General features: G+C 41.4%; 21 protein-coding genes and 2 riboswitches. Of the genes, 4 read left to right on the forward strand and 17 right to left on the reverse strand.

Annotated elements, in window-relative coordinates; translation table 11 throughout:
* The 5 genes from H8Z82_RS14500 to tnpA form a co-directional block, all read right to left on the reverse strand.
* The coding region (locus H8Z82_RS14500; protein WP_186995503.1) for a hypothetical protein at positions 1 to 951 on the reverse strand (951 nt) is incomplete at its 3' end.
* Positions 952 to 1,064: 113 nt separating this feature from the next.
* On the reverse strand, positions 1,065 to 1,802 hold the full coding sequence (locus H8Z82_RS14505) for a hypothetical protein (RefSeq protein ID WP_186995504.1): 738 nt from the start codon (positions 1,800 to 1,802) through the stop codon (positions 1,065 to 1,067).
* A gap of 157 nt (positions 1,803 to 1,959) precedes the next feature.
* Positions 1,960 to 2,148: riboswitch (cobalamin riboswitch) on the reverse strand.
* 396 nt (positions 2,149 to 2,544) lie between these two features.
* Positions 2,545 to 2,739, reverse strand: a complete 195-nt coding sequence (locus tag H8Z82_RS14510; protein ID WP_186995505.1) for a hypothetical protein — start codon at positions 2,737 to 2,739, stop codon at positions 2,545 to 2,547.
* A 283-nt stretch (positions 2,740 to 3,022) separates the two neighbouring features.
* Positions 3,023 to 4,351 carry an IS200/IS605 family accessory protein TnpB-related protein gene (locus H8Z82_RS14515; RefSeq protein WP_186995506.1) on the reverse strand — a complete coding sequence of 443 codons (1,329 nt, stop codon included), beginning with the start codon at positions 4,349 to 4,351 and terminating at the stop codon, positions 3,023 to 3,025.
* A 30-nt stretch (positions 4,352 to 4,381) separates the two neighbouring features.
* Positions 4,382 to 4,813: an IS200/IS605 family transposase gene (gene tnpA / locus H8Z82_RS14520; protein WP_186995507.1), complete on the reverse strand. Its 432-nt coding sequence runs from the start codon at positions 4,811 to 4,813 to the stop codon at positions 4,382 to 4,384.
* Positions 4,814 to 5,645: 832 nt separating this feature from the next.
* Positions 5,646 to 5,848: riboswitch (cobalamin riboswitch) on the forward strand.
* Positions 5,849 to 6,051: 203 nt separating this feature from the next.
* Here tnpA and H8Z82_RS14525 point away from each other — a divergent pair.
* The 3 genes from H8Z82_RS14525 to H8Z82_RS14535 are packed head-to-tail and all read left to right on the forward strand — an operon-like array spanning position 6,052 to position 8,031.
* A complete protein-coding gene (locus H8Z82_RS14525) occupies positions 6,052 to 6,612 on the forward strand; it encodes a leucine-rich repeat domain-containing protein (RefSeq protein WP_161233740.1) in 561 nt (186 codons plus the stop codon).
* Positions 6,590 to 6,871, forward strand: a complete 282-nt coding sequence (locus H8Z82_RS14530) for a leucine-rich repeat protein (protein ID WP_025580995.1) — start codon at positions 6,590 to 6,592, stop codon at positions 6,869 to 6,871. Before H8Z82_RS14525 ends, H8Z82_RS14530 begins: the two co-directional genes overlap by 23 nt.
* Before the next feature lie 44 nt (positions 6,872 to 6,915).
* Positions 6,916 to 8,031, forward strand: a complete 1,116-nt coding sequence (locus tag H8Z82_RS14535) for an adenosylcobinamide amidohydrolase (RefSeq protein WP_186995508.1) — start codon at positions 6,916 to 6,918, stop codon at positions 8,029 to 8,031.
* Positions 8,032 to 8,372: 341 nt separating this feature from the next.
* Here H8Z82_RS14535 and H8Z82_RS14540 read toward each other — a convergent pair whose 3' ends face one another.
* A complete protein-coding gene (locus tag H8Z82_RS14540) occupies positions 8,373 to 9,758 on the reverse strand; it encodes an alanine/glycine:cation symporter family protein (RefSeq protein WP_186995509.1) in 1,386 nt (461 codons plus the stop codon).
* Between the two features lie 391 nt (positions 9,759 to 10,149).
* On the opposite strand from H8Z82_RS14540, the gene H8Z82_RS14545 reads away from it, so the two are divergent.
* Positions 10,150 to 12,102 (forward strand): glycoside hydrolase family 31 protein, encoded by a 1,953-nt coding sequence (locus H8Z82_RS14545; RefSeq protein WP_186995510.1) that lies wholly within the window; start codon positions 10,150 to 10,152, stop codon positions 12,100 to 12,102.
* Positions 12,103 to 12,267: 165 nt separating this feature from the next.
* Here H8Z82_RS14545 and larC read toward each other — a convergent pair whose 3' ends face one another.
* The 11 genes from larC to H8Z82_RS14595 all read right to left on the reverse strand — a co-directional run bounded on the left by larC (position 12,268) and on the right by H8Z82_RS14595 (position 24,484).
* Positions 12,268 to 13,698 carry a nickel pincer cofactor biosynthesis protein LarC gene (gene larC, locus H8Z82_RS14550; protein ID WP_186995511.1) on the reverse strand — a complete coding sequence of 477 codons (1,431 nt, stop codon included), beginning with the start codon at positions 13,696 to 13,698 and terminating at the stop codon, positions 12,268 to 12,270.
* A gap of 2 nt (positions 13,699 to 13,700) precedes the next feature.
* The gene (larB, locus tag H8Z82_RS14555; protein WP_020993373.1) at positions 13,701 to 14,462 is read right to left on the reverse strand and encodes a nickel pincer cofactor biosynthesis protein LarB; all 762 of its coding nucleotides are present in this window, start codon (positions 14,460 to 14,462) and stop codon (positions 13,701 to 13,703) included.
* Positions 14,440 to 14,574, reverse strand: coding sequence for a hypothetical protein (locus H8Z82_RS17605; RefSeq protein WP_279222234.1), 135 nt, complete (start codon positions 14,572 to 14,574; stop codon positions 14,440 to 14,442). The genes larB and H8Z82_RS17605 overlap by 23 nt, the downstream gene beginning before the upstream one ends.
* Positions 14,571 to 15,755 (reverse strand): ATP-binding protein, encoded by a 1,185-nt coding sequence (locus tag H8Z82_RS14560; protein WP_186995512.1) that lies wholly within the window; start codon positions 15,753 to 15,755, stop codon positions 14,571 to 14,573. The genes H8Z82_RS17605 and H8Z82_RS14560 overlap by 4 nt, the downstream gene beginning before the upstream one ends.
* A gap of 468 nt (positions 15,756 to 16,223) precedes the next feature.
* The gene (locus H8Z82_RS14565; protein WP_186995513.1) at positions 16,224 to 16,988 is read right to left on the reverse strand and encodes a tRNA threonylcarbamoyladenosine dehydratase; all 765 of its coding nucleotides are present in this window, start codon (positions 16,986 to 16,988) and stop codon (positions 16,224 to 16,226) included.
* A 65-nt stretch (positions 16,989 to 17,053) separates the two neighbouring features.
* Positions 17,054 to 17,797, reverse strand: coding sequence for a PIG-L family deacetylase (locus H8Z82_RS14570; protein ID WP_186995514.1), 744 nt, complete (start codon positions 17,795 to 17,797; stop codon positions 17,054 to 17,056).
* 46 nt (positions 17,798 to 17,843) lie between these two features.
* On the reverse strand, positions 17,844 to 18,740 hold the full coding sequence (locus H8Z82_RS14575; RefSeq protein ID WP_186995515.1) for an ROK family protein: 897 nt from the start codon (positions 18,738 to 18,740) through the stop codon (positions 17,844 to 17,846).
* A 189-nt stretch (positions 18,741 to 18,929) separates the two neighbouring features.
* Positions 18,930 to 20,348 (reverse strand): pyruvate kinase, encoded by a 1,419-nt coding sequence (gene pyk, locus H8Z82_RS14580; RefSeq protein ID WP_186995516.1) that lies wholly within the window; start codon positions 20,346 to 20,348, stop codon positions 18,930 to 18,932.
* Positions 20,349 to 20,643: 295 nt separating this feature from the next.
* Positions 20,644 to 21,174 (reverse strand): DUF3877 family protein, encoded by a 531-nt coding sequence (locus tag H8Z82_RS14585; protein WP_186995517.1) that lies wholly within the window; start codon positions 21,172 to 21,174, stop codon positions 20,644 to 20,646.
* Positions 21,175 to 21,341: 167 nt separating this feature from the next.
* A complete protein-coding gene (gene malQ / locus H8Z82_RS14590) occupies positions 21,342 to 22,847 on the reverse strand; it encodes a 4-alpha-glucanotransferase (protein WP_186995518.1) in 1,506 nt (501 codons plus the stop codon).
* Between the two features lie 299 nt (positions 22,848 to 23,146).
* Positions 23,147 to 24,484 carry an MATE family efflux transporter gene (locus tag H8Z82_RS14595; RefSeq protein ID WP_186995519.1) on the reverse strand — a complete coding sequence of 446 codons (1,338 nt, stop codon included), beginning with the start codon at positions 24,482 to 24,484 and terminating at the stop codon, positions 23,147 to 23,149.
* Between the last annotated feature and the right edge of the window lie 53 nt (positions 24,485 to 24,537).

A 24,537-nucleotide genomic window follows, 5' to 3' on the forward strand; every position in this document is an offset into this window, starting at 1 on the left:
GGACATAAAACAGGACTTTTTGCCAAAATCAGCATAATTAGGAAACTCTTTATTATTATCTCTATTTGTAATATATTCAGACATGATTTTAATGTCTGGCATATTTTCTTTATCATAATAACAATTGGTTGCACTTGCTGACGTACTAAAAAAACTTTTTCGTGTAAATGAAACACATAGATATCCCCATGTATTATCTTTTATTTTGGGTTCTAGTTCATCTGCTAATGACTTTATTGCTTCCGAATACTGTCCATATCCTATACAATTTTGGTAAGTTATTCCAGTATTAATTGTTCCTAATTGACAAAATTCAAATGATAAATCATTATCAACAATATCGTCAGCTATTTCTTCGATTGTTTTTTCACTCTGCAAATCGTAAGTTATTGCTATGGAAGAATCCATTAAAGTTCCGTTTCCCTCGATTGCACCTATATAAACATCTGTATCTTCATCGTCATAAATACAAGTTACGTTTCCTTTAATTGTTATTCCTTTTGCAATTCCATCACATCGCGAAAAGACAGTTTGAAATTCATCTGTTTCGCTATTATATGCATATGATTCATCAATTTGTACATTTATATTTTCTACAATTCCATTGTCATTTATACGAAAAGGAAATACAGCAATGTTTTCTTTTGCTTCTTTTGAAGCATATGTAATGGTGTGTCCTTTTCCGTTCAATATGCCGCCAAAACTAGATGTTGCTTCTGGAACATCTGAAATGTCAATGTCATTACATAGTATAACCGTTTTATTATTATAATTTTGTATATTTTCGATAAAATTATAATAATCTTGTTCTGTATTAATACAGTATTTCCCTGTTGAATCTTGTGATAATATATCTGAATTAGCTTTTACAAGATAGGCATTACTAAATAATAGAAAAGCTGAGAATATTAACTGATATAAGATTTTTTTTTCTTTTTTCTTTTTCTTCATATCTATTTACACCCTAAAATTAAAATAATATGAAAAAGAACTAATGCTTTATAAAGTGAAACTTTATAAAGCATTAGTATCTTCATCTTTTTTATTTGCTATTAAAATTTACTTTATTTCCAACCCGGAACCTGAATCCACTGATCTCCCTGCTGAACATAACTGGAAAATCCAAGATCTAATCCCATCATCATAGAAAAATCTAAGCATACAGTGTGTTCTTTAGTGTCGGAAAGTACAGTATCAACACCTAAGTTATCTGTATTACCATCAATAATAGTCATCCAACCTGAATAATTATTATAGTCTTTTTCAGAAAGCCAATCTGTTTTATGAACTGTATTATTCCAGGTTGAATTTTTTGTAACCTTCATGCTTTCTGTTTCTGTTGTATTAAGATCTGATAATTTGAAATATTTTTCTCTTCCGTTAGCAAGAGAGTTTGCTGTTTTATTTGCTGTACCATCATCTGCAAATACTTTCCCTAAATCGCTATTAGCATGATTTTCCATTTTAACAGCTGGAATATAATTTCCATACTGACTATCATACCAACTTAAAACTCCTTGATAATGATAAGTTTTACCATTTAAAGTCTCTTTTGTTTCAGTATCAGATCCCGAAACTGCTTTCAGAACATCTAGTGCAGTAACAGAACCATTGGAATTTGTTACTGTAACAACTTTTTCTGGCACAATGTCTGGTGACGCACTTTTTTTTCCTGTTAAACCAGTTGTCTTTATAGACACTTTTGCAGTTACTGTATCTGCCATAGCCGGTACTGCTGTGCTTCCTACCATTGTTGTTGCCATTAAGAATGCAATCACGCTTTTTCTTACTTTCATGTTCATTTCGTTTCCTCCTTACCTTAAATTATAAATGTATTATTTTTTTGCAGGTTATCCTGCAAAATATATCATTTCGCAGCCTTTTCAGACCACGTTTGATACCTGTTTTCCATAAAAAAGGGTACAAAAAATAAACCTCCGTTATGCCTACAGATGTTTGTTTTTTTCTTTTACTAAAGTCCGTCTCCTGACTTAAAGTTCCAACCTACTTGCTGCCCTTCTCGGAAAGGATCTTTCCAATGGTTTCGCAGTGTTCGTCCTTATTACAGTGGGGATAAACCGTACCGGTATCTCACCGGATTTCCGAAAACTAAAGGGATAAAAAGCGACTTCCGATATTCAGTTATCAAAGTGCAAAAAAAATCCCCACCATACTGGCAGGGAATATAATGTACAGATTGAACTTTCACTCATATCCTTCGCATTATAGTATTCCCTTTGAATACCATTACAAGAATACAGTGAACTGCAGACTAAATATACTGCAAGGGAACGGAACCCTGTTTGGGATTCTCACCCAACGATTCTTCAATCATTACCGTAGTAATGAGCTGTACATGTGCGCTAAACGCTATTCGTTTTTTACGAAACCATCTTAACATTTTGTCCATAATTTGTCAATATCCCGATTACAAATAATTACTTCCCTTATTATCCCCGGAATACGTCTGAGAAAACACTCTTTTACAGAATCTCCACAATGCGGAATATACAAATCAAAGGAATGATCTTCCACACCTCGGTTCTAAAGTCCATACTCATCATAATACTGCCTGCGCTTTTTAGCATCTGTCACTACGATCTGAATCTCATCATTTCTCTTATCAAGAATAAGTTTATTAATCAAAACACTAAGGCGTTCTTCTCCTCTGACTTCGCCAATTGCTTTTCCTTCCGCTCTTAACCTTTCCGATTCCAGTTCCAAAACTTTTCCACCCATAGCATCACCTATCCCTTTCTGGATCTTCTCTTCATCCTGGAAGATATAGTCCGAGATTTTTACAATCAGTTTTATCAGATCCGTATATAATTCCGACCTTCCAGATCCTGTCAGTTCCTTGTGAACCTCACATGACTGAAGTCACATGCTTCCAGACGCTTTAGGCGTCCGACTGAATATCGGCGGATACGCCTGTAACTTAGGTACGCAGTTATGCGCATTTCCCATGCCAGATATGGCAGGTTCCCACATTACAGGTAGTCCACTGTATATCTGCCTGTATCTATGCTGCTTTTAAGAGTTCCATTTCTGAATGGAGTTTCCTCAGATCTGCATAGACGCATGAGGTTCTACGCTTTACAGGAGGGACTTTTGCCTCCAGTAAAGACCTTTCCGTTGCCGGAAGGGATTTTAAAAGTTCCCTTATAAAATATCTCGCCCCGATATTATACGATGCCGACAGGTCACAGTTATATCTTTTTCCTGTCTGGAATACACAAAGACTGTGATTTTTCGGGTCACGGGACACACTTCCGGAGCCATCGTATGCAAGCCTGCTCGTATTCCATGCGCAGACTCTGGATACCCGCATTCCTTTTCTGTGTGCCTGATGCTCACAGCGTTTCTGGATATCCCGTTTTCTCCACAGATGCAGTTTCTGTTTTTTCTTTCCGGATATCTTTCCCTGCATTTCCAGATACTCGAATACGATCACATCTGCATGGTTCTCTTCTGCATTTTTTACGATCGCACCTGCAATTTTTCTTCCCAGCTCTATGTTCAGGCGTTTCGTATATGCCCATCTTCCCCGTGACTGCGCAGAGCTGTGTTCCCTCTGGAATCTTCGGATTCGGCCCAGTGTGCGGTACATCCGGTCTTTTTCACTGGGATGATTGATAAATTTTCTCCCCAGGACAGTTCCGTCTGCCCGCATAATGGTACAGACCGCATCGGTATTGATTCCCAAGTCCACACTACAGATGATCTGTTCTTTTACCGGTGTCTTCGTAAGTGTCACTTCTTCCGTATAAGAAAAACGCAGGAAATATTTATGGTGCCTTTTCTCCAGTGTCGGGGCTGATGCCTTTTTCCCCGACCAGTTCCTGCGCAGATATTCCATATCTGTGTGATTTAAACGCACACAAAACCATTTCCAGTCATGACCATCATACAGTTTCAGGTATGCTTCGTCTTTTCCTTCTTTTTCCTCTCTGTACATGACATCACGATAAAAAACAGGCATGGCATGATTCTCATACGCCAGTCTGGGTTTCCCTGCTTTTTCTCCTGACTTTTCCCACAGATCCATCCGTGTTTCGTAAGAAGATACACTTCCCAATGCATGCTGGATTGCGGCTCGCCTCAGGTAGGACGGCATCTTCGGAAAGCGAAGATCAAAATCAAAGCGTGCAGGATTCTTTTTTGTAGTATGCACCAGATGCTCTGCAGCATTAAACCGCCTTTTGGCATCCGGTATCTCTGCCAGTTCTTCCCACATCTGCTCATATATTTCTGTCAGGTAACAGACCGCAGACCGGTAGATTTCCAGTGTCTGGCGGACTGGGATATTCTGTTTTCGTAATTCTACGCCATAGCTGGATACGGTCTGCATCTCTTTTCCTCCAACAAATCATTTCTTCTGTCAGGCTTTTTCCTTTTGTCCTTCGATGTAGGCAAGCACCTGGTCTCTGCTCCTGTCACTGACCGTTATGGCACAGTAAGACGGATTCCACAGATGCCCACCCCACAGTTCCTTTTTTAACTCCGGATACGCAAGAAACATCTGGCGTGCAAGATTTCCTTTCATGATCTTGATCATATCTGAAATATAAAACTGAGGTTTACAGTCCACAAGCAGATGGATATGATCCGGCATCACCTCCATTGCCAGAATCTGAAATTTATATTCTTCTGCAAGATTCTGTAACATTTCTTTGCATTCTGTATCGATTCCGTTTTTTAAAACCTTTTTTCTGTATTTTGTACACCAGACAAGATGATACTGCAAGGAATAGACATATCCCCTACCATATGAAAGTTTGTTTTTATCTATATTAAATATATCTTTTTCCATATAAATATTATACCATATGTATTGGTTTATGTAAACATTTGTTCTGTTGTTTAGTAAAAAAATTTGCGCGTCTAACTCATCACTGAAAGTAACGAGAATGCGACGCGCAGTTATTCAACCATTGTGCGGAACACATCATCAAAAATCGTATTGTTCATTTAATTCCTCCTTATTATAACATTTTCCCAGAGCTTTGAGAACCTCCAAAACAACCCTTAATCAACCATGAACTGTTTTATTCCCACCTCCCGTTCAGGCAAAGCCAACGGGCAGAATGTTATAATATTCAGGAATGTTTGCTTTACCATTATAAAATTTAAATTATCTTTGTGAAAATGTCGGCGAACGCCAGAGAAATCCGTTATGAACCGCCAGACCTGGCACGGGTGATATAAGATTTTCACTATAGTCTATAGTTTAAAATATGCTGTTCAAAAAAACAAGTACTATTTCACACGTTACTGTTCAATTACTGTTCCAAAACAAAAAACATTACCTGTAAAATCAAATTCCCACACATCCAGTAACCAGCGCAGGAAAAGTGTTTCTTTTCTGTGCATTTGCAGGCATCTTAGAGATTCTTAGGTAAAAAAAATCTGCGTTATGAGCCGGCTGCCTCACGTGTCTGAGCGGAGCCTGCAGCGGAGCGAGTTTGACAAGACGGCTCATGCTTTTAGCAGATTTTTTTCGCCTTAGAAGCTCTTAGATGCCGAAACCGCACAGAAAAGAAACGCTTTCCCTGCGCGTCCCCTCCCTGATTTTGTCTCCCCCTCAAAAAATTTGTTGTCTTTTCTCCAAAAAAGTGTATAATACGATTTAATCGAACATTCATTGACAATTACCGGTTTTTAGTTCTGTCAGTCACGGTATAGAAATGTCGGACTTTCAGCTAAGAGGGAATCAGGTCAGAATCCTGAACAGTCGTGCTGCTGTATACGTGCAGCCATATCTCATATCCATTGCATCGTTATGCGAGAAGGAGAGACATGGCGTTACTGCGTGAGTCAGAATACCTGCTATAAACTGCCGCCATTAACTACACGCAATAGGAAATGGAAGGGTGATCTTCTTTAGTGTTCTCTTTTTTACAGAAGTATCATCCTTACATATGTTTTCTCTGTTCCTTTTAAGGAATATAGAACACCGGCAGTTATTGGTACCTTGTTATTTTTATCATAGTCCATACTACTCCCATGCAGAGAAAACAACATTGTCTATCAGCAAAGGAGTATTTTTTTATGTCAAATTCTCTGACACTTACGCGTCGTAACTGCGGACAGTATATTGAGAAGAATATGGAACTTCCACAAAACTGCCGCTCTATCTCAGCAGAAACCTTTTTTAACAGACCTGATATTCGTTCTGTGGTATTTCCCTATGAAATGGAACAGATTGGAAACAAAGCCTTTCAGGGATGTTCCCGGTTAAGCAGAATAGAGCTTCCTGAACATCTGCAAAAACTTGGCATAGGGGTATTTTCAGACTGCATTTCTCTGAAAAAAGTCAAAATTCCCGCCAGCCTTACCAGTATTCCAAAAAATGCATTTAACAATGGCCGAAAACTGAACAGTCTGGAGTTCGCCCCGAACAGCAAACTGACATTTATCGGTCCGAATGCCTTTTCAGAATGCGCTACTCTTACGGAAGTTGTTTTCCCTGCCTCTCTGGAAGAAATCGATGACAGGGCTTTTTATAAATGTAAGAAACTGAGTTGTATTTCTTTTCCGGGGGGGGGATTTAAGGGTTATCGGAAAGCAGGCTTTCTATTTCTGCGGAATGGATTCGCTGCAGCTGCCTGATTCGCTGGAAGTCCTTGATGAGAGTGCTTTTTTTAAGTGCTGTAATCTGACCTCTGTGGTGATTCCGCCCAATGTCAGATACCTTGGAAAATGGATCTTTCATGGATGTAACCGCCTGCAGTATCTGGAGATTCGCCATGATCCTGAATTTATCGGGGAATGGATCATCAACAAAGCGGCTACGATCCGCTGTTATAAAGGTTCTAAAGTAGACAGATACTGCCAGCAGTCAGGATTCAAAGTAGAATACTTTTCCTAATAACAACAAAATCTGTATTGAACAGACAAAAAAGAGGAATGTTTATGAATGATACTTTTACTTATTTTCAAAAGAAGGGATGTACTGTTTTTTCTTTTCCGGGAAAAACAAGGGTTCTTAGCACCAGTCCTCTTAATGGCGGGATCACTGCTCATCTCACGCATGCTTTAAATATCAACTGCATGAATGGTGCCTATGAATGTGAAATGCTTGGAAACACCTATGAGGAAGACCTGAACATTCATACAAAAGAGCTGGGAATTGATCCGCAGACAGCAACCGCACTCAGCACAGCGGCATGGACTGAACTGTGTGCTGTTGAGAAAATCTGTTATCAGGAGTTATCCGTGACTGCTGCTGTTACAGGGGGAATTGATTCAAACGGAATGTGTCCGGGAGATCCTTCTTCTTACTATGAAAGAAACGGCGCTTACGAGATGCTGCCACCCGGTACGATCAATGTTTTTATCTATATCAATCAGAATGTTACAGAGGCAGCCATGGTCCGCTCAATGATGATTGCTTCGGAGGCAAAAGCAGCGGCCGTTTCACATCTCTTACTTGGAAGCTGTTATTCAGAAGAAATCGCGACAGGTTCTGGTACTGACGGAATGGTGATTGCCTCGGCTATGGAGGGTGAGCTGACACTTACCGATGCCTCCGGACATTCCAAGCTTGGAGAGCTGATTGGCAGGGCAGTCCGTATGGCAGTAAAACATGCCCTGATGAAACAGACAGCTGCCTGTGGTCCGAGACAGTTTCAGGTTCTTGTTCGTACTGGCAGATATGGAATCACCCCGGGAACTCTGTGGGATTTTTATATAGAGCATGAGATTCTTTTTCATGCATACAATATTAGTTTTAAGAAAGCTTCTGAGCTGGAAGAAATACTTCTATCGCGAAACAGAAACAGCAATCTGGTTTTATGTGTGTCTCTTTATCTTCATCTGATGGATCAGCTTCGCTGGGGACTAATCATGGAACCGGAGGCTGTCCGAGAGGGAAAAAGGCTGCTTCTTTATGGACTGTACTGTGGACGGGATACTTATCTGGGCGATGTTTATCCTGAAGATGTATGGAAGAACGAAGTACTGAAAACATTTTCACTTAAAGAACAGCTGATTTATATTTTAATCTGTTATTTTTCTGTCAGATCATAGTTGGATCATCACATTTTTATGGTAAAAATATTCTATGCCTGCTTTCTCCTGATGAAATACAAAAGGGAAGTGAATAGAATAAGTTCAATGTCCACTCACTTCCCTCCTGAAATCGTTGAAACCTATATACACATTATAAGGGAAAAGCCGCAAAAAGGCGAATCCGGGTGGTTGTGGATAAAGTAAAAATGACGGATAAAAAACAGTACATAACATCAATAAAAAAATTTAAAATTCGTCATTTTTACTAATGCCCTATGCAAGGGTCTGAACAATAACCTAACATCAAGCATCAGGTAAACTAATAAACAGCCTGAAGAAAACTCTCCAGACTGTTTTTATCATTTCTGTGCGAAATACTCTTTTGTAAGTGTAATGGCGGTTCCTGAAAGCAGGAATACACCAATTAAGTTGGGGATTGCCATGAGACCGTTGAATGTCTCAGCAATACTCCAGAGAAGTCCCAGATCTACAGTTGCACCAATGATTGCCACTAATGAATAGGCGATCATAAATGGGCGGATAACTTTTGCAGAGAATAAAAATTCAATACAACGTGCTCCGTAAAGTCCCCATCCGATAATCGTTGAGAATGCAAAGCAGCACATGGCAACTGCCGTAAAGATGGAAACCCAGCCTCCGTATGTAGAAGTAAATCCGGAAATTGTAAGTTCTGCACCTGCCGCTGCACCGTAATTTACCGGCACGCCGCTTACAAGGATCACAAGTGCTGTCAGAGTACAGATCACGATCGTATCTGCAAATACCTCAAAGATACCAAACATACCCTGTTTTACAGGCTTGCTTGTATCTGCACAGGCATGAGCGATAGACCCTGTACCAAGTCCGGCTTCATTGGAGAAAATACCTCTGGAAACACCCTTTTTCATACTGAGGAAAAAGCTTCCGATCACACCGCCTGTCACTGCTGACGGATTAAAGGCTCCATAAACAATATCATGGAAAACTGCCGGAACTCTTCCGATATTTAAGATCACAACGCCCAATGCAAGTACAATATAAAACAATGCCATAAAGGGCACTAGCTTCTCAGAAACACTTCCGATTCGCTTAATACCGCCCAGCAGTACCATACCAACCAACAGCGTGATCACAATTCCAAGGATCAGATTCAGTCTGCCTGTAGAAGACTCTGAGATCACATTAAAGTTAATAAGAGCTGTATCAATTGCTGTTGTAATGGTATTTACCTGAGTAGCATTACCTGTTCCAAATACAGTCAGTACACCGAATGCAGAATAAAGAACTGCAAGAAACCTCCAATTCTTTCCCAGACCATTCTTAATATAATACATAGGTCCGCCTACATAATCTCCATGTCTGTTTCTCTCACGGAAATGTACTGCAAGGGTAACCTCTGTAAATTTCGTGCACATTCCAAGGAGCGCGGAAACCCACATCCAGAATACAGCGCCCGGACCACCGATGGCGATAGCTCCGGCAACACCGGCGATATTTCCCGTACCTACTGTACCTGCCAGTGCAGTACAGACTGCCTGGAAAGGTGTCATGGAACCGTCAGAAGCTTCTTTTTTCTTAAAAATTCTTCCCAGTGTGGTTTTAAGCGCATACGGGAATTTGCGGATCTGGACAAAACCGGTCCGCAGGCTCAGGTAAAGCCCTACGCCGATAATACAGATCATAGCCGGGACACCCCAGATAAAATTATTTACGACGTTATTGATGGATTCAATTGTCTGAAGCATGTTAAATAAACCTTTCTTTCGTGTAATAATAACAGTTTAGCACTTTTTTCACCGTATGTACAGAAAAATTCTATTAAGATAAAGCATTAAAGCACAACAAGTTGCCAGAGCAAGCAGCTAAAATTATCCACTCCACTGCTCATTGCTTTTCGTAATTGAAGCAGGGGACTTACTTGATTCGGTTAAAAAGTCAAAATAACGTATAAATTTGTCATAATTTCAGTAGCATTTCCCCACTCAAACCTCTATTATTGTAAATATGAAATCAAGGAAAACGCCTATGTATTTTCTAACAGTACTTAAGCGTTTCAGTTATTCGGTGTAGCGCCGCGTAGCAAAGCGGATGATTTTATCCGCTTGACCATTTTCAACCTAAGGAGGATATGACAAAATGATTCAGAAATATACTTACGGAACCCCATTTGAAACCGATGCCATCGTAACTTCCATCCCGACTTCTGAGGGAACTCCTGCATACGGAACTATCTCCACAGAGAACGGCTTCTCTTTTACTTATGACATGGATGACAACGATGTTGTCTATGGTCTGGGCGAATCAAACCGCGGAATCAACAAACGTGGATACGTTTATGAAAGCAACTGTTCCGACCAGCCAAACCATACAGAAGATAAAATCTCCCTCTACGGAGCACACAACTTCCTCGTAATCTCCGGAAAGCAGACTTTCGGTCTCTTCGTTGATTATCCCGGAAAACTGAAGTTTGATATCGGTTACACACTCTCTTCCCAGTTAAAGATCACCTGTGAGGATGCAGATCTTTATCTGTATGTGATTGAGGGTGAAACCCCTTACGATATCGTAAAACAGTTCCGTAAAATCATCGGAAGAAGCTATATCCCGCCTAAATTCGCATTTGGTTTCGGTCAGAGCCGCTGGGGATATACAACTGCTGATGACTTCAGAAAAGCTGCTGACGGATATCGTGAAAACAATATTCCAATCGATATGGTATACATGGATATCGATTACATGGAAGACTACAAAGATTTCACAGTCAATCAGGAAAACTTCCCTGACTTTGAGGCCTATGTCAATGAAATGAAAGAAAAAGGCATCCACCTTGTCCCGATCATCGATGCAGGTGTCAAGGTAGAGGCTGGCTATGATGTTTATGAAGAAGGCGTTGAGAAGAACTACTTCTGCAAACGTGAAGACGGCAGTGATTTCGTTTCCGCTGTATGGCCGGGCTGGACTCATTTCCCGGATGTCCTGAACGCAGATGCCAGAGCATGGTTCGGACAGAAATATGAACGTCTCATTTCCAAAGGAATTGACGGTTTCTGGAATGACATGAACGAGCCTGCAATGTTCTGCACACCGGAAGGCGTTGCTGAATTAAAAGAATACATCAAAGACAACTTCATGGACAATGAAGAAACATCTGGATTCGTTCTCGGCGCAAAGGTAAAAGGACTTGCAAATAATCCGGAAGATTACAAACGCTTCTATCACAATGTAAACGGTCAGAAGATCCGCCACGACAAGGTACATAACCTGTTTGGCTATAACATGACCCGTGCAGCAGGTGAAGCATTTGAAAAAATCGCACCTGGCAAACGTTTCCTGATGTTCTCCCGTTCCTCCTATGTGGGAATGCACAGATACGGCGGAATCTGGATGGGAGACAATAAATCCTGGTGGTCACACATCCTTCTGAACTTAAAGATGCTTCCATCCCTGAATATGTGCGGTTTCCTTTACACAGGTGCAGATCTGGGCGGATTCGGTGCAGATACCACACGTGATCTGGTACTGCGCTGGCTGGCACTTGGTGTATTCACACCTCTTATGAGAAACCACTCCGCTCTGGGAACCAGAGAACAGGAAGCTTACCAGTTTGAAAATATCGAAGACTTCCGTCATGTGATCGGTGTCAGATATCGCCTTGTTCCATATCTGTACAGTGAATACATGAAAGCTGCATTAAACGATGACATGATGTTCCGCCCATTGGCATTCGACTACACAGACGATGCATTCGCAACTCAGGTAGAAGATCAGCTTCTCCTCGGAAACGAAATCATGATCGCACCTGTTTATACACAGAATGCAAAAGGCCGCTATGTATATCTGCCAGAAGAAATGATGTTCGTAAAATTCCTGCCTGATGGAACAATTTCTCAGGAAATCCTTGAAAAAGGACATCACTATGTAGAAGTTGCCCTGAATGAAGTTCCACTGTTCATCCGCAAGGGAAAAGCAATCCCGGTTGCTGATGTTGCACAGACAGTAAAGGATATCGATCCTTCTACTATCCGCATGATCGGATATGAGGGAGCTGAATATGACCGTTATGATGATGACGGGGTAAGTGCTCTGTAATTTAACCAAATTAATCAGATTTATCTGCCTCAATTACAGGAATTACCAGACAGCAGTTAGAATTGAACGAGAAGTCACCTCATAAAAAATAAAAAGAAACAGTCACATGCATCTGATGAATATTGAGATATTCACTCAAGTATGTGACTGTTTTCTTTTACATTGTTATTCTTTGTCTTTATTTTCCAAAACAATATAACGGTAAATTTCTGTAAACGGGATCTCTTTTTCTCTGCTCAACTGTGCGACGCTCTCATATTCCGGATAAAGCTGCTCTTTTCCATTCAAAGTGCATACCTTTACCTGAACTTCTCCCCATGGAGTCGGAAGGGTTCTCGTTTCTCTGGGAAGAATCGTACGTTCCATTCTGCTATAACGAATTCCAATCGTAGTAGTTTCTTCAAAAATAATATTCTGAAGCGTTTCTATATCTTCTTCCTTACAGATTACATTCAGAACCCATGCAGGTCTGTTCTTTTTCATAAAAACAGGCACATAATGCACATCTCTGGCACCGGCTTTCATCAGACGTTCCATGACAAATCCCAGAACTTCTCCACTGCAGTCATCAATGTTTGTTTCCATCTTGATAATCGTATCTTTGGTTTCCTGATTTTCAGCTTTCGGATTATTTCTGATTTCCGGGTTTTTGAATTCTTCTGTCTGAGCCTTTACTTTATCTCTTCCTTTAGCCTGCTCTGTGCTTTCTGATATGAACATTGCCCTTAAGATCCCAGGGCATTCATACCGGCGTTTACCTGCGCCGATTCCAATCTTCTGGATTTCAAATGTTTCCGGAAGTTTATCTTTTGTTTTCACTGCTGCCACTATCGCCGCACCTGTAGGCGTTACAAGCTCACCCTCTACCTCTGTCATTTTCAGATGTAAATGATTGGCACTTACTATATTTGCAACTGCCGGAACCGGGATTGGCAGGATGCCATGCTGACAACGGACAGTTCCACGGCCCTCCCAGAGAACAGGAACGATAACCTCTGTAACATCCAGATCATCCAGACAGACTGCCACAGACACAATATCCACAATAGAGTCCACTGCTCCCACCTCATGAAAATGCACCTGATCCACAGGCACATTGTGTGCTTTACTCTCTGCCTCTGCAAGAATTTCAAATATACGCAATGCAATCTTCTTTGCATTCTCAGTCATTGCACTATGCTCTATAATATAGGTAATTTCTTTTATTCCACGGTGTTCGTGATGGTGACGATCTTGCGCTGATCCTGCGCCATGGGCGTGATTGTGCTCATGACTATGAAAATGTTCCGCTTCATCCTCATGAGCATGATTATGATTGTAAAAATGATTATTCTCATGACCTTTATGATGATGTCCATGCAGATATTCCATATCATGGTCATGATTTTCATGCTCTTTATCCAGCACAACATCAAAATCACATGCATCTATTCCGGACTTCACAACTCTGCTGATCTTTGTCTCAAATCCTGATACCTTAAGACTCTTCAGCACCCTGTCCAGCACTGAGCGGTCAGCTTCCAGATCAAGAAGAGCCGCAACCGTCATATCACCACTTATCCCTGAATAACATTCCAGATATAATGTTTTTCCCATAATCAATTTCCTTTCTCATCTGTACCTGCTGCCAGACGGTTGATCTGCGTTGCCAGATAGCCGGCCCCGTAACCATTATCGATATTCACCACAGCAATCCCGTTCGCACAGGAATTGATCATAGTAAGAAGTGCCGAAAGACCATGCATACTTGCACCATAACCCACAGAAGTCGGTACTGCGATCACAGGTCTGCTCACCAGACCGCCCATCACACTGGCAAGAGCTCCCTCCATTCCCGCAACTGCAATTACACAGTTCGCACTCTGGATCGTCTCCAGTCTGGAGAATAAACGATGCATTCCGCTGACTCCCACATCATAAATACGTTCAACATTTGTGCCAAAATATTCCGCTGTCTGTGCAGCTTCCTCAGCAACCGGAATATCTGCAGTTCCTGCTGAACACACTGCGATCTTCCCAATACGCTTCTTATCTTTCTTCTCAACTTTTAAGATGCGCGAGATCGGATCATATTCTGTTTCCGGAAACTTCTCCTTCACCAGTTCATACTGATGTTGGGAAGCTCTGGTTCCGAATACCTCACCGTCTTCTCTGTATAATCTTTCAAAAATATTCAGAAGATGTTCATCTGCCTTATTACTGCAGTAGATTACTTCTGCGAAACCGGTTCTTGCCTTGCGGCTTGTATCCAGCTTCGCATATCCCATTTCTTCATAACTTTCTTTCTTAAGGATTCTCTCTGCCTCTTCTACAGATACAGAACCACTTTTTACACTTTCAAGAATCTCCTGTAAGGTCATGGATTCCTCCTTTTAGAACACCACCTGCACCAGAAGCATACAGACAACCGTTCCCACTATAATACTGAGCAGTGTATTTCTCTTCCACAAATGAAAATTTTGCTGTTATCATTCTTTTTCCTTATCAACGCCCTTATTTCCACGCTGATCGTAGTCATCCAGGAAATTGTAGTATTCTCCATCTTTATGATATCCCATAACAGTACGAAGATTAATATCCCGCACACTGTTAAAGATATTCGTCTCGATCACACTGCTTGTATTTCTAAACTGCGCAACCAGCTCTTTCATCTCATCACGCTTGGAACCACGTCCGCCTCCACAGCTTACACAGTTCTCAGTAAAACGGCATGCACACTGAATAAAATGCAGTCCATTGGTATCTCTCCATGCCTTGATTGCAGATTCCTTAATCAGATACATAGGGCGGATCAATTCCATCCCCTCAAAGTTCTGACTGTGCAGCTTCGGCATCATAGTCTCCACCTTACCACTGTACAGCATACCCATGAGGATCGTCTCGATCACATCATCAAAATGATGTCCCAGCGCAATCTTATTACATCCCAGCTCCTTGGCATGAGAATACAGATAACCACGTCTCATTCTCGCACAAAGATAACAGGGATTATTCTCAATTTCTGCCACTGTATCAAAAATATCACTTTCAAAAACCGTAAGAGGAATTCCCAGAAGCTCTGCATTATCCTGAATAATCTTCCAGTTATCCGCATTATAGCCCGGATTCATTACCAGAAACACCAGTTCAAAATGAATCTTCCCATGGCGCTTCAGCTCCTGAAGCAGCTTCGCCATCAGCATAGAGTCCTTACCACCTGAAATACAGACAGCAATCTTATCCCCCTCCTGAATCAGCTGATACTCATTCAAAGCCTTGGTAAACGGTCTCCAGACCGTCTTTCTGAACGTCTTGATAATACTGTGCTCAATCTCTTTCGTCTTCAGTTCCTTCTGCTCCTTAGCATCATTCTCCATAAAACGACTCAGAGAAAGTCTCAGATAGGCACGATATCCACCTTCAATATTCACAGCCTCATACCCTGCATCACTCAGCTTCTCCACACAATCCCGGCTTCTGTCCCCCGTATGGCAGAGAACATATACTGTTTTATCTTTATCAACAGCCTCCATCTTCTCATCAAACTCATCCAGCGGAATATTCACCGCCCCAGGAAAAGACCCCCTACTATACTGATCCACCGGCCGCACATCCACAATCGTAATCTCAGAAGCATCAATCTTCTCCAACTCTTCCACACTAATTGTATTCATATATAACCTGCCTTTATCTCTTAAAAATCAATCGCCTACATCTGATGAATCACCCTATATTTCCGCCCAATTCACCAGCCATCATTATACTTTGAAACCCCATGATAGTCAACACATTCCCACCCCGCAAAAATTTTGTGTGCACACAAAATTTTAAGACACACATTTTTTCCCACTGCCAGTGCACAGCGCAGAAAAATAATTCATTTTGTGTGCATTTGCAGGATACTTAGATATTCTTAGCCGGTAAAAATCTGCGTTATGAGAAAAATGACACACTGTCTGAGCCGCAGGCGAGTTTGTGGCATTTTTCTCATGCATTTAGCAGAATTTTTACCGGCTTAGAATATCTTAGAGTCCGAAACCGCACACAAAATGAATTATTTTTCTGCGCGTCCCCTGCCCCCAAACAAAAAAAGATGTGCACCATACCATCTCTGATACAATACACATCCACATAAACATTTTTTATCTCCTACACTCCGCAGTCAGGTCCTTAACAACCTCTCCTGCAATAATCAATCCCACCACAGACGGCACAAACGCCACACTGCCGGGAATATCCCTGCGCTCCGTACACTTATGCTTTGCCCCCGGAGGACAAATACAATGCGACCTACAGCTGATCGCCATATCCTCAACCGGTCTGATCGGCTGCTCCTCCGAATAAACAACCTTCAGCTTCTTCACGCCACGCTTCTTCAACTCCCTGCGCATAACCTTCGCCAGCGGACATACCTTCGTCTTATAAATATCCGCCACCCGAAACGCACTGGCATCCAGCTTATTCCCGGCACCCATACTGCTGATGACCGGAGTCCCGGACTCTTTGGCACGCATGATCAATTCAAGCTTGGCAGTTACAGTATCCACCGCATCCACCACATAATCATACTCACTGAAATCAAAATCAGCTGCATTCTCCGGAAGATAAAAACAATTATGGATTCTTACCTCTGCCTTGGGATTAATCTCCAGAATCCTGTCTCTCATTACTTCTGTCTTATACTGGCCTACCGTCTTTCTGGTAGCAATGATCTGTCTGTTAAGATTAGTCAGGCATACTTTGTCATCATCGATCAGGTCAAAGGCACCTATTCCACTTCGGACCAATGCCTCACACACATATCCTCCTACCCCGCCGATTCCAAACACGGCTACTCTGGAATTCTGTAATTTGTCCATAGCTTCTTTTCCAAGCAAAAGCTCTGTTCTAGAAAATTGATTCAGCATTCTTTGTTCTCCAATTATTATTTATCACAGTTCAAAATCTTATGATAAAGACATTGAACGATCCTTTATTTTGCCCAGATCTCCCCTGACTGGCTCCAGTCTTCATAAGGAATCATATGGGCAAACATATTTTCAACTTTTTTCTGAGATTTATAGTTAAGCAGCAGTTCTCTTTTAGCTGATTCACTCTTTGCCGATATTCTCGGAAGCGAATCCGCAATATCCGGAAGAACTTTCTTTTTATAGTACTTTCCAAAATAATACAGGTTATTTATCTGATAATTACGATAATATTCCTGTGTGACCAACTGACTGGTCATCTGATGATGGATATGTCCATATTCTCCCTCAGGATTATGAGTTGCCACCATATTCCAATGTTTATAGGTAAGGATTGTATCCAAATCTTTGATAATGTCTTTCTTATCTCCTACCCATTTGGAGCGCTCTCCACGAACCTTATCCGGATATCTGAGAATCAGTCCCTTATTCCCGGATTCTTTGATCGCATTCAAAAACTCCTGTCTCCTGACCTTGTTATATCCATTAGTCAGACATACTACAAAGTATTTTCCATCCAATAAATGGGCACCACCCCAGAGAGTCTCATCGTCCGGATGTGCCACAACCATCAGTTTGGTGCAGTCTTCCAGCTGCAGGCTATCCAGTTCCCTGATTGTAACATGTCCGGATCTGGCTCCGGTCACATAGGCAGCTCTACAGGCTCCACACAAAAAAACAGTCAGCAGAAAAAACAGCCAGATTTTTTTTCTGTATCTTTTCAACTTCTGTAAAATATCCATTTTCATTCACTGTTCCTTTATTCTACTTTTCCCCTTCTCTTCAGACAATGCTCTATTTTTCCTTTGAAAAAGCAAGATATGCCGCACCGATCAGTCCGGAATCCTCATTTAATATGGATTTTCTGACTTTAATAAAGCTTCTCTGTGCTTCATAAACCTTACTTTTCACCAATACCTCTACTTCCTCCACAAATCCCTCTATCTTAATCGCTACAGAACCTCCCAGGATTACAATATCCGGATCTGTCAGATTATATATTCCGGCAATAAAATTAGCAAGATGCAATTTTGCATCTGTCATGATCTTCTCAGCAACCTCATTTCCAGACTTTGCCAGATTGTTTACCTCTCCTGCATGCTTTACCTGCAATCCTGCTTTTTTTGCCCTGGTGGTAATCGCAGTTCCACTGCTGATTCCTTCGATACCTCCGGGCAGGATCGTGCCATGACAAGGTCCGCCTTCCCACATAACAGTATTCTCTACCTCATTCGCCCATCCATGAGCCCCCTGATAAATCTGTCTGTCAATTACAAACCCAGAACCGATTCCTGTAGATACCGTCAAAAACTGTACATAGCGGTAATCCTTTCCTTCTCCGGCAACTGCCTCAGCAAGGGCAGCCAGGTTTCCATCATTGTTCAGATATACCGGCAGTCCGGTAAGAGTACTCAGTTCTCTGGCTACAAACAAATGCTGCCAGTCTCCGTGCAGGTTTGGAGGAGTTAAAATCTGTCCATGAATAAGATCCAGAGGTCCTGGACAGGACATTCCCACACCTACGATTTTTTCTCCATAATCCCGTATTACCTCTGAAATCTTACTCAAAGTTTCCCCAGGATTTTCGGGATTCGTAGAAAATTGCTGTCTGTCTGTGATTTCCAGCCGCTCATTCACAAGTGCTACTCTTGTATTCGTTCCTCCAACGTCAATTGCCACCGCATATTTCATAACCAACCCCCGTTTTTTCCAAATATTGACTTTTGTATATTATTCTGTAACAGTCCTCGCAGAGAGCTGCTCTGATTTAATCAGATTTCAGTATATCACATTCCCTATTAACCTGCAATGTGGGATTCTTAACATAAAAAGCCGCAGTAACTACTTTTTCAAATAGTTACTACGGCAATTATGTCTTTATTAATCAACTGTGCAGACACGGATCAGGTTGGTTCTTCCCGGAATTCCCAGCGGTACACCACCAGCGAATACAACAGTGTCACCAACTTTTACAAGTTTATGCTTCTGTGCTGCTTCGATTGCTCTCAGGCAAAGAATCTCAGAACTGTATTCTTCTTTGATCAGCATTGGGTAAACACCCCAGGACAGATTCAGCTGGCGAAGAACTCTCTCAGAGCTTGTGCATGCACCGATCAGACATCCTGGTCTGTGTTTGGACATCATATGAGCTGTGCTTCCGGATTTTGTCACTGCAAGGATTGCACTGGCTTTCAGGTCAATTGCTGTCAGGCAGGTTGCATGTGCGATCGCATTTGTAATATCCGGATTCTCATTTCTGTCTGTTTTCTTGAAAATTGCATTATAATCAATATTCTGTTCCATATGCTCTGCAATACGGCTCATCATCTGAAGTGCCTGTACCGGATATTTACCTGCTGCAGTTTCTCCGGAAAGCATAGTAGCACTTGTTCCCTGATAAATGGCATTTGCTACGTCAGAAGCCTCTGCACGGGTTGGTCTTGGATGAGAGATCATGGAATCCAGCATCTGTGTTGCTGTAATAACCGGTTTGCCTGCTGTGTAAACCTTCTGGATAATCTTCTGCTGGATAACCGGTACATATTCCGGCGGAATCTCAACACCCATGTCACCTCTGGCGATCATGATACCATCTGCTGCTTCAATAATCTCATCAATATTGTCAACACCCTGCTGGTTCTCAATCTTTGCAATGATCTGGATCTCCTCACCGCCGTTTTCTTTCAGGATTTTTCTTACTTCACGGATATCATTTGCAGTACGTGTAAAGGATGCTGCAACGAAGTCAAATCCTTCCTGGATACCGAAGAGAAGATCATCATGGTCTTTCTTGCTGATAAATGGCATCTTCAGGTTTGCCCCTGGAACATTGACACCCTTCCTGTTGCCAATCACACCTGCATTAATAACCTTGCAGACAATATCCTTTCCTGCGATATCCTGAACCTCCAGGTCTACAAGTCCATCATCAACCAGAATATGTCCGCCCGGCTGCACATCCTTATAAAGCTCTTTATAAGTAATGCTTACGCGCTCATTAGTTCCTTCAATGTCTTTATTTGTAAATGTAAATATCTGTCCTTCTTCCAGAGAAACCTTGCCATCCTTAAAACATCCAAGTCTGATCTCCGGTCCCTTTGTATCAAGAAGTGCTGCAACAGGTCTGTCATATTTCTTGCGAAGTTCTCTCAGTTTCTGGATACGGCCTCTCTGCTCATCATGAGGTCCATGTGAGAAGTTAAAACGTGCTACATCCATTCCCTCTCTCACAAGCTGCTCCATAACATCGCCCTTATCAGTAGATGGTCCCATTGTACAGATAATTTTGGTTTTTCTCATTTAATCTTTCCCTCCAACTGTCAATTCAATTTTATGTATTATTTATTCCTGTAAAATAATGTAATAAAATGTTACTCGTTTCTATAAATCAAAACATGAATTCAAGTAAAAATTACCATTATTGAGACTATCTGTCAATATAGAATTTCGGCTTATTTTTGTTGATATTTGACAAAAAAATAACACACTTTTATTGCAAATGTCACATATATTTTTGCTGATCCGGCAATTTAAAAACTCTGCACCCACTGCTTATTGCCTTTCGCAACCTCCGCTGGGGACTTACTTGATTCGGTTAAAAACCAAAATCTGCATAGTCTTCCGGCAGAAATCTGTGGTAAATGATATGGCATCCTTCATCCTTAAAACAATAATAATAAGGATCTGATCCGTCATCAAAGCGGATCAGCACATCAAACTCCTCGTTATCCATTGGTTCAATAATAATTTTATCTGAATAAGAATGAAACAGCTCCTTAATTTCATCTATCGTGCATCCATGTCTTCCCACCAGTTCGATCAATGCCTTGATAAATTCATTCTCTTTCATATTATTATGTACATATTCAGAAGCTTTTTCCGAAACAGTGAAGCAGAAACGATCTCCTCTGTGTGATACTGCTACTTCGCCAAATTTCTCTTCTATATAAGAAGGAAAATCTTTTAAGATCTCCATCATGCCTGCAGCATCTGTCTCACCGCCAAAGAAATGATTCAGGGAACTGAGCGGATAATAAAGGCTTATCTTCTCTTTCCTATATCCAAGCTTCGCCTGTTCTTCTTTAATTACATCTATCAGACTGGTTTCTAATTTATTATAATTCATCTGTATCTCCTCCTGACAGGTTATGTTTTAATTGATTATTTTTCTGGTTAATATTTTATCAGACATTACCCGAAAATCAATGTCTTTCTTATTCGAAAACAGCGTTCCAGATATTATTTATATCCGAAACGCTGTCATCATTCCAATTATTTCATTATGTAATATATTTAATCCCAGTTCTTACGTCCATAACGCAATGTCACATCATGGATTTCATTCTGAAGTTTCTTTGTAAGTTCTCTCTTCTTGATTCTCCACTTCCAGTTCGTACCAACTGTAGAAGGCTGATTCATTCGTGATCTGTTATCCAGTCCCATATAGTCCTGCATCGGGATAACACACACACGCGCAGCACTGCGCATAATCAGACTAATGAAGCATTTATACAGTTCTTCTTCTGGTGTGGCATGATCGCACAGATAATCTCTTGCCAGTTTTCTCTCAGCCGCTGTGATGCTCTTCCACCATCCCACGATTGTTTCATTATCATGGGTTCCTGTATATGCCACACAGTTCTCCGGATAGTTATGAGGCAGATAATCACTGGCACATCCGGAATCTCTGGAGTCAAACGCAAATTCCAGAACCTTCATACCCGGGAAACCACTCTCATATACCAAATGACGTACAGAATCTGTCATATATCCCAGATCCTCTGCAATAACCTCTTTCCATCCAAGAGCCTGCTGGATTTTGCGGAACAGATCAATCCCCGGTCCCTTTTCCCAGTGACCGCCTGTGGCATCCTTGTCCCCGTAAGGAATAGAGAAATATTCATCAAATCCCCTGAAATGATCAATCCTTACCACATCATACAGTCTGAAACAGTAACTCATTCTGGAAATCCACCACTGATATCCTGTATTTCTGTGATAATCCCAACGATACAGCGGATTTCCCCATAACTGACCAGTTGCAGAAAATCCATCCGGAGGGCATCCTGCTACTGCCAGCGGTACATTGTCCTGATCCAGCTGGAACAACTCCGGATGTGCCCATGCATCAGCACTGTCCATAGCAACATAAATCGGAATATCTCCAATGATCTGGATTCCTTTTGAATTTGCATAGGATTTCAGTTTCATCCACTGTTCGTAGAATTTGAACTGCATATACTGCTGGAACTCAATATCAAAATAGAGTTCCTCACGATAATAATCCATAGCATTATTCCAACGAAGTCTGATATCCTCAGCCCATTTGGTCCATTCTACACCTTCAAAACGGTCCTTTACTGCCATAAACAGAGCATAATCAGAAAGCCACCAGCTGTTTTCTGCTACAAATTTCTGATAATCAGGATTCTTACTGATCTCACTGTTCTCGTATGCTTTTCTCAGAAGCGGATAACGGCCTTTGTAGATTTTTTCATAATCTACATCATCAAGCTTCTTTCCCCAATTTACTTTCTCACAGTCTTTTTTATCCAGAACCCCTTCTTCTACCAGTGTATCCAGGTCAATAAAATACGGATTTCCTGCAAATGTAGAAAAGGACTGATATGGGGAATCTCCATAGCTGGTCGGTCCCAGCGGCAGAATCTGCCAATAAGTCTGACCGGCTTCCTTTAACCAGTCTACAAATTCATAGGCGCTCTTGGAAAAACATCCTATTCCATAATTTGACGGCAAACTGCTGACCGGCATTAAAATTCCTGCTGCTCTTTTACTCATTTTCTCTCTCCTTCAAAATTTTCTATTATGATTGATTTATGCACTTAACTACTCTCTATCCTATCACCATATCCGAAAATATACAATCTCTACAAAATCTATATTGATTATAACATTTTTTATTAATATAATAAAGAAAAAATGTACGGCCTGTGAAATCATTCTATTCCGATTTCCCAGGTCGTACATTGATTTTATCAAAACAGGAGCTGAAGTCCCATTGCAATGATCCACATATATGCACATGTTTTCGGGATCATCAGCAATCCGACTTTTGGTTTTGTTTTACTGAATGCTGTCTACTTTCTTTTTCTCGTGATCCATAAAAATGTGCCAACAAAAATAATTCCCTTCACAATTGATGTTGAAGAAAGTGCCCACCAGATTCCGTTAAGTCCCATAATACCCCCAAGAAGAATGGCCAATGGGATTCTTGCACTGGTAAAAATAATACTGATAATACTGCAGAGTCTGGTTCTGCCAAGTCCGGACAATGCACCCACTGTAGTCAGCTCCACACACATAAAGGCTTCACTGAAACCAATGATGGTCAGATATCCCACTGCTGTTGCAATTGCTTTCGGTTCATGGAAAAAAATCCTGGCAATCGGCCCCGGAACACATATAAATATAGCAGAAATCAACACACCCCAGATTCCTACAGTCCATAATGATGCCTTATAGCCTTTTCTGACACGGTCATTTTTGCCTGCACCATAGTTCTGTGCAATAAAAGCATTTAATGCTGCCCCAAAACCATCTGCCGTATTCCATGATATAGATTCTATCTGTCCTCCCACTCGCTGTGTTGCAATAGCTTCTGCACCATATCCGGAAACCATACGGGTCAGCACCATGGAAATCGCACAATATGCCATTCCCTGGATTGCTGTGGGAATTCCGATCTTACAGATTCCACTCACATATTCCCGTGGAAGTTTTGCCAATAGTTTTGTTCCTTTTAGTACATTTTCTTTTTTCTGTACCATAATCCCTAATATCATAATACTCATAACAATCGCCTGAGCTGTCACTGTGGCAATCGCTGCTCCTGTAACCCCAAGCCTTGGAAATATTCCAGGGCCAAGTATCAGAACAGGATCCAGGATCATATTTGTAACCAGTCCCACAAGATTGGCCAGAAAAGGAGTCTTTGAATCTCCCTGCGCTGTATAGATTCCTGTCAGTGTCAATGTCAGAAATGAAAATACGATCAGACCGCAGGCAATCCTGGTATACGACATTGCTGCAATATATGTTTCAGAATCTGCAAGCTGAAAAAATCCCACCATCTGTCTGGTAAACAACAGTGCCAGAACCGCATATGCAATTCCCATAAAGGCAGAAAGCTGTACTGCAGCCTGTGCAAAACCATGGGCACGTTCTCTGTCTCCGCGGCCAATACACTGTGCCACCTGCACCTGACCACCCATTCTGGCCATAGCTGCCAGCCCCTGTGAAAGCCAGGTAAACATACCACCAACACCTACTCCTGCCACAGCCCTGGATCCAAGCAGGCCGATCCAGGCCATATCCGTAATATTATACAGAGTTCCCAGAAACGCTGACGCCATAATCGGAACCGCAAGTTTCGTCAGTGTTTTTAAAATAGGACCTTTTGTTAAATTCCCTTCCATCTTTCTTCCTCACCCATTTTGTTTTTTATAACTGTGTCCAGTACCCTTATTAT

Origin of the sequence: Blautia difficilis (genome assembly GCF_014297245.1) — a bacterium.
GTDB lineage: Bacteria > Bacillota > Clostridia > Lachnospirales > Lachnospiraceae > Blautia_A > Blautia_A difficilis.

What these genes read in the sequence shown, in the direction of transcription:
- H8Z82_RS14530 (WP_025580995.1), top strand. Translation starts at nt 6,590, where the DNA reads ATGGATTCGCTGCAGCTGCCTGATTCGCTGGAAGTCCTTGATGAGAGT.
- H8Z82_RS14595 (WP_186995519.1), bottom strand. Translation starts at nt 24,484, where the DNA reads ATGGAAGGGAATTTAACAAAAGGTCCTATTTTAAAAACACTGACGAAA.
- H8Z82_RS14535 (WP_186995508.1), top strand. Translation starts at nt 6,916, where the DNA reads ATGAATGATACTTTTACTTATTTTCAAAAGAAGGGATGTACTGTTTTT.
- pyk (WP_186995516.1), bottom strand. Translation starts at nt 20,348, where the DNA reads ATGAGAAAAACCAAAATTATCTGTACAATGGGACCATCTACTGATAAG.
- H8Z82_RS14540 (WP_186995509.1), bottom strand. Translation starts at nt 9,758, where the DNA reads ATGCTTCAGACAATTGAATCCATCAATAACGTCGTAAATAATTTTATC.
- H8Z82_RS14585 (WP_186995517.1), bottom strand. Translation starts at nt 21,174, where the DNA reads ATGAATTATAATAAATTAGAAACCAGTCTGATAGATGTAATTAAAGAA.
- H8Z82_RS14560 (WP_186995512.1), bottom strand. Translation starts at nt 15,755, where the DNA reads ATGAATACAATTAGTGTGGAAGAGTTGGAGAAGATTGATGCTTCTGAG.
- H8Z82_RS14505 (WP_186995504.1), bottom strand. Translation starts at nt 1,802, where the DNA reads ATGAACATGAAAGTAAGAAAAAGCGTGATTGCATTCTTAATGGCAACA.
- malQ (WP_186995518.1), bottom strand. Translation starts at nt 22,847, where the DNA reads ATGAGTAAAAGAGCAGCAGGAATTTTAATGCCGGTCAGCAGTTTGCCG.
- H8Z82_RS14525 (WP_161233740.1), top strand. Translation starts at nt 6,052, where the DNA reads ATGTCAAATTCTCTGACACTTACGCGTCGTAACTGCGGACAGTATATT.
- H8Z82_RS14570 (WP_186995514.1), bottom strand. Translation starts at nt 17,797, where the DNA reads ATGAAAATGGATATTTTACAGAAGTTGAAAAGATACAGAAAAAAAATC.
- H8Z82_RS14565 (WP_186995513.1), bottom strand. Translation starts at nt 16,988, where the DNA reads ATGCTGAATCAATTTTCTAGAACAGAGCTTTTGCTTGGAAAAGAAGCT.
- tnpA (WP_186995507.1), bottom strand. Translation starts at nt 4,813, where the DNA reads ATGGAAAAAGATATATTTAATATAGATAAAAACAAACTTTCATATGGT.
- H8Z82_RS17605 (WP_279222234.1), bottom strand. Translation starts at nt 14,574, where the DNA reads ATGATAACAGCAAAATTTTCATTTGTGGAAGAGAAATACACTGCTCAG.
- larC (WP_186995511.1), bottom strand. Translation starts at nt 13,698, where the DNA reads ATGGGAAAAACATTATATCTGGAATGTTATTCAGGGATAAGTGGTGAT.
- H8Z82_RS14510 (WP_186995505.1), bottom strand. Translation starts at nt 2,739, where the DNA reads ATGGGTGGAAAAGTTTTGGAACTGGAATCGGAAAGGTTAAGAGCGGAA.
- H8Z82_RS14515 (WP_186995506.1), bottom strand. Translation starts at nt 4,351, where the DNA reads ATGCAGACCGTATCCAGCTATGGCGTAGAATTACGAAAACAGAATATC.
- H8Z82_RS14545 (WP_186995510.1), top strand. Translation starts at nt 10,150, where the DNA reads ATGATTCAGAAATATACTTACGGAACCCCATTTGAAACCGATGCCATC.
- H8Z82_RS14575 (WP_186995515.1), bottom strand. Translation starts at nt 18,740, where the DNA reads ATGAAATATGCGGTGGCAATTGACGTTGGAGGAACGAATACAAGAGTA.
- larB (WP_020993373.1), bottom strand. Translation starts at nt 14,462, where the DNA reads ATGACCTTACAGGAGATTCTTGAAAGTGTAAAAAGTGGTTCTGTATCT.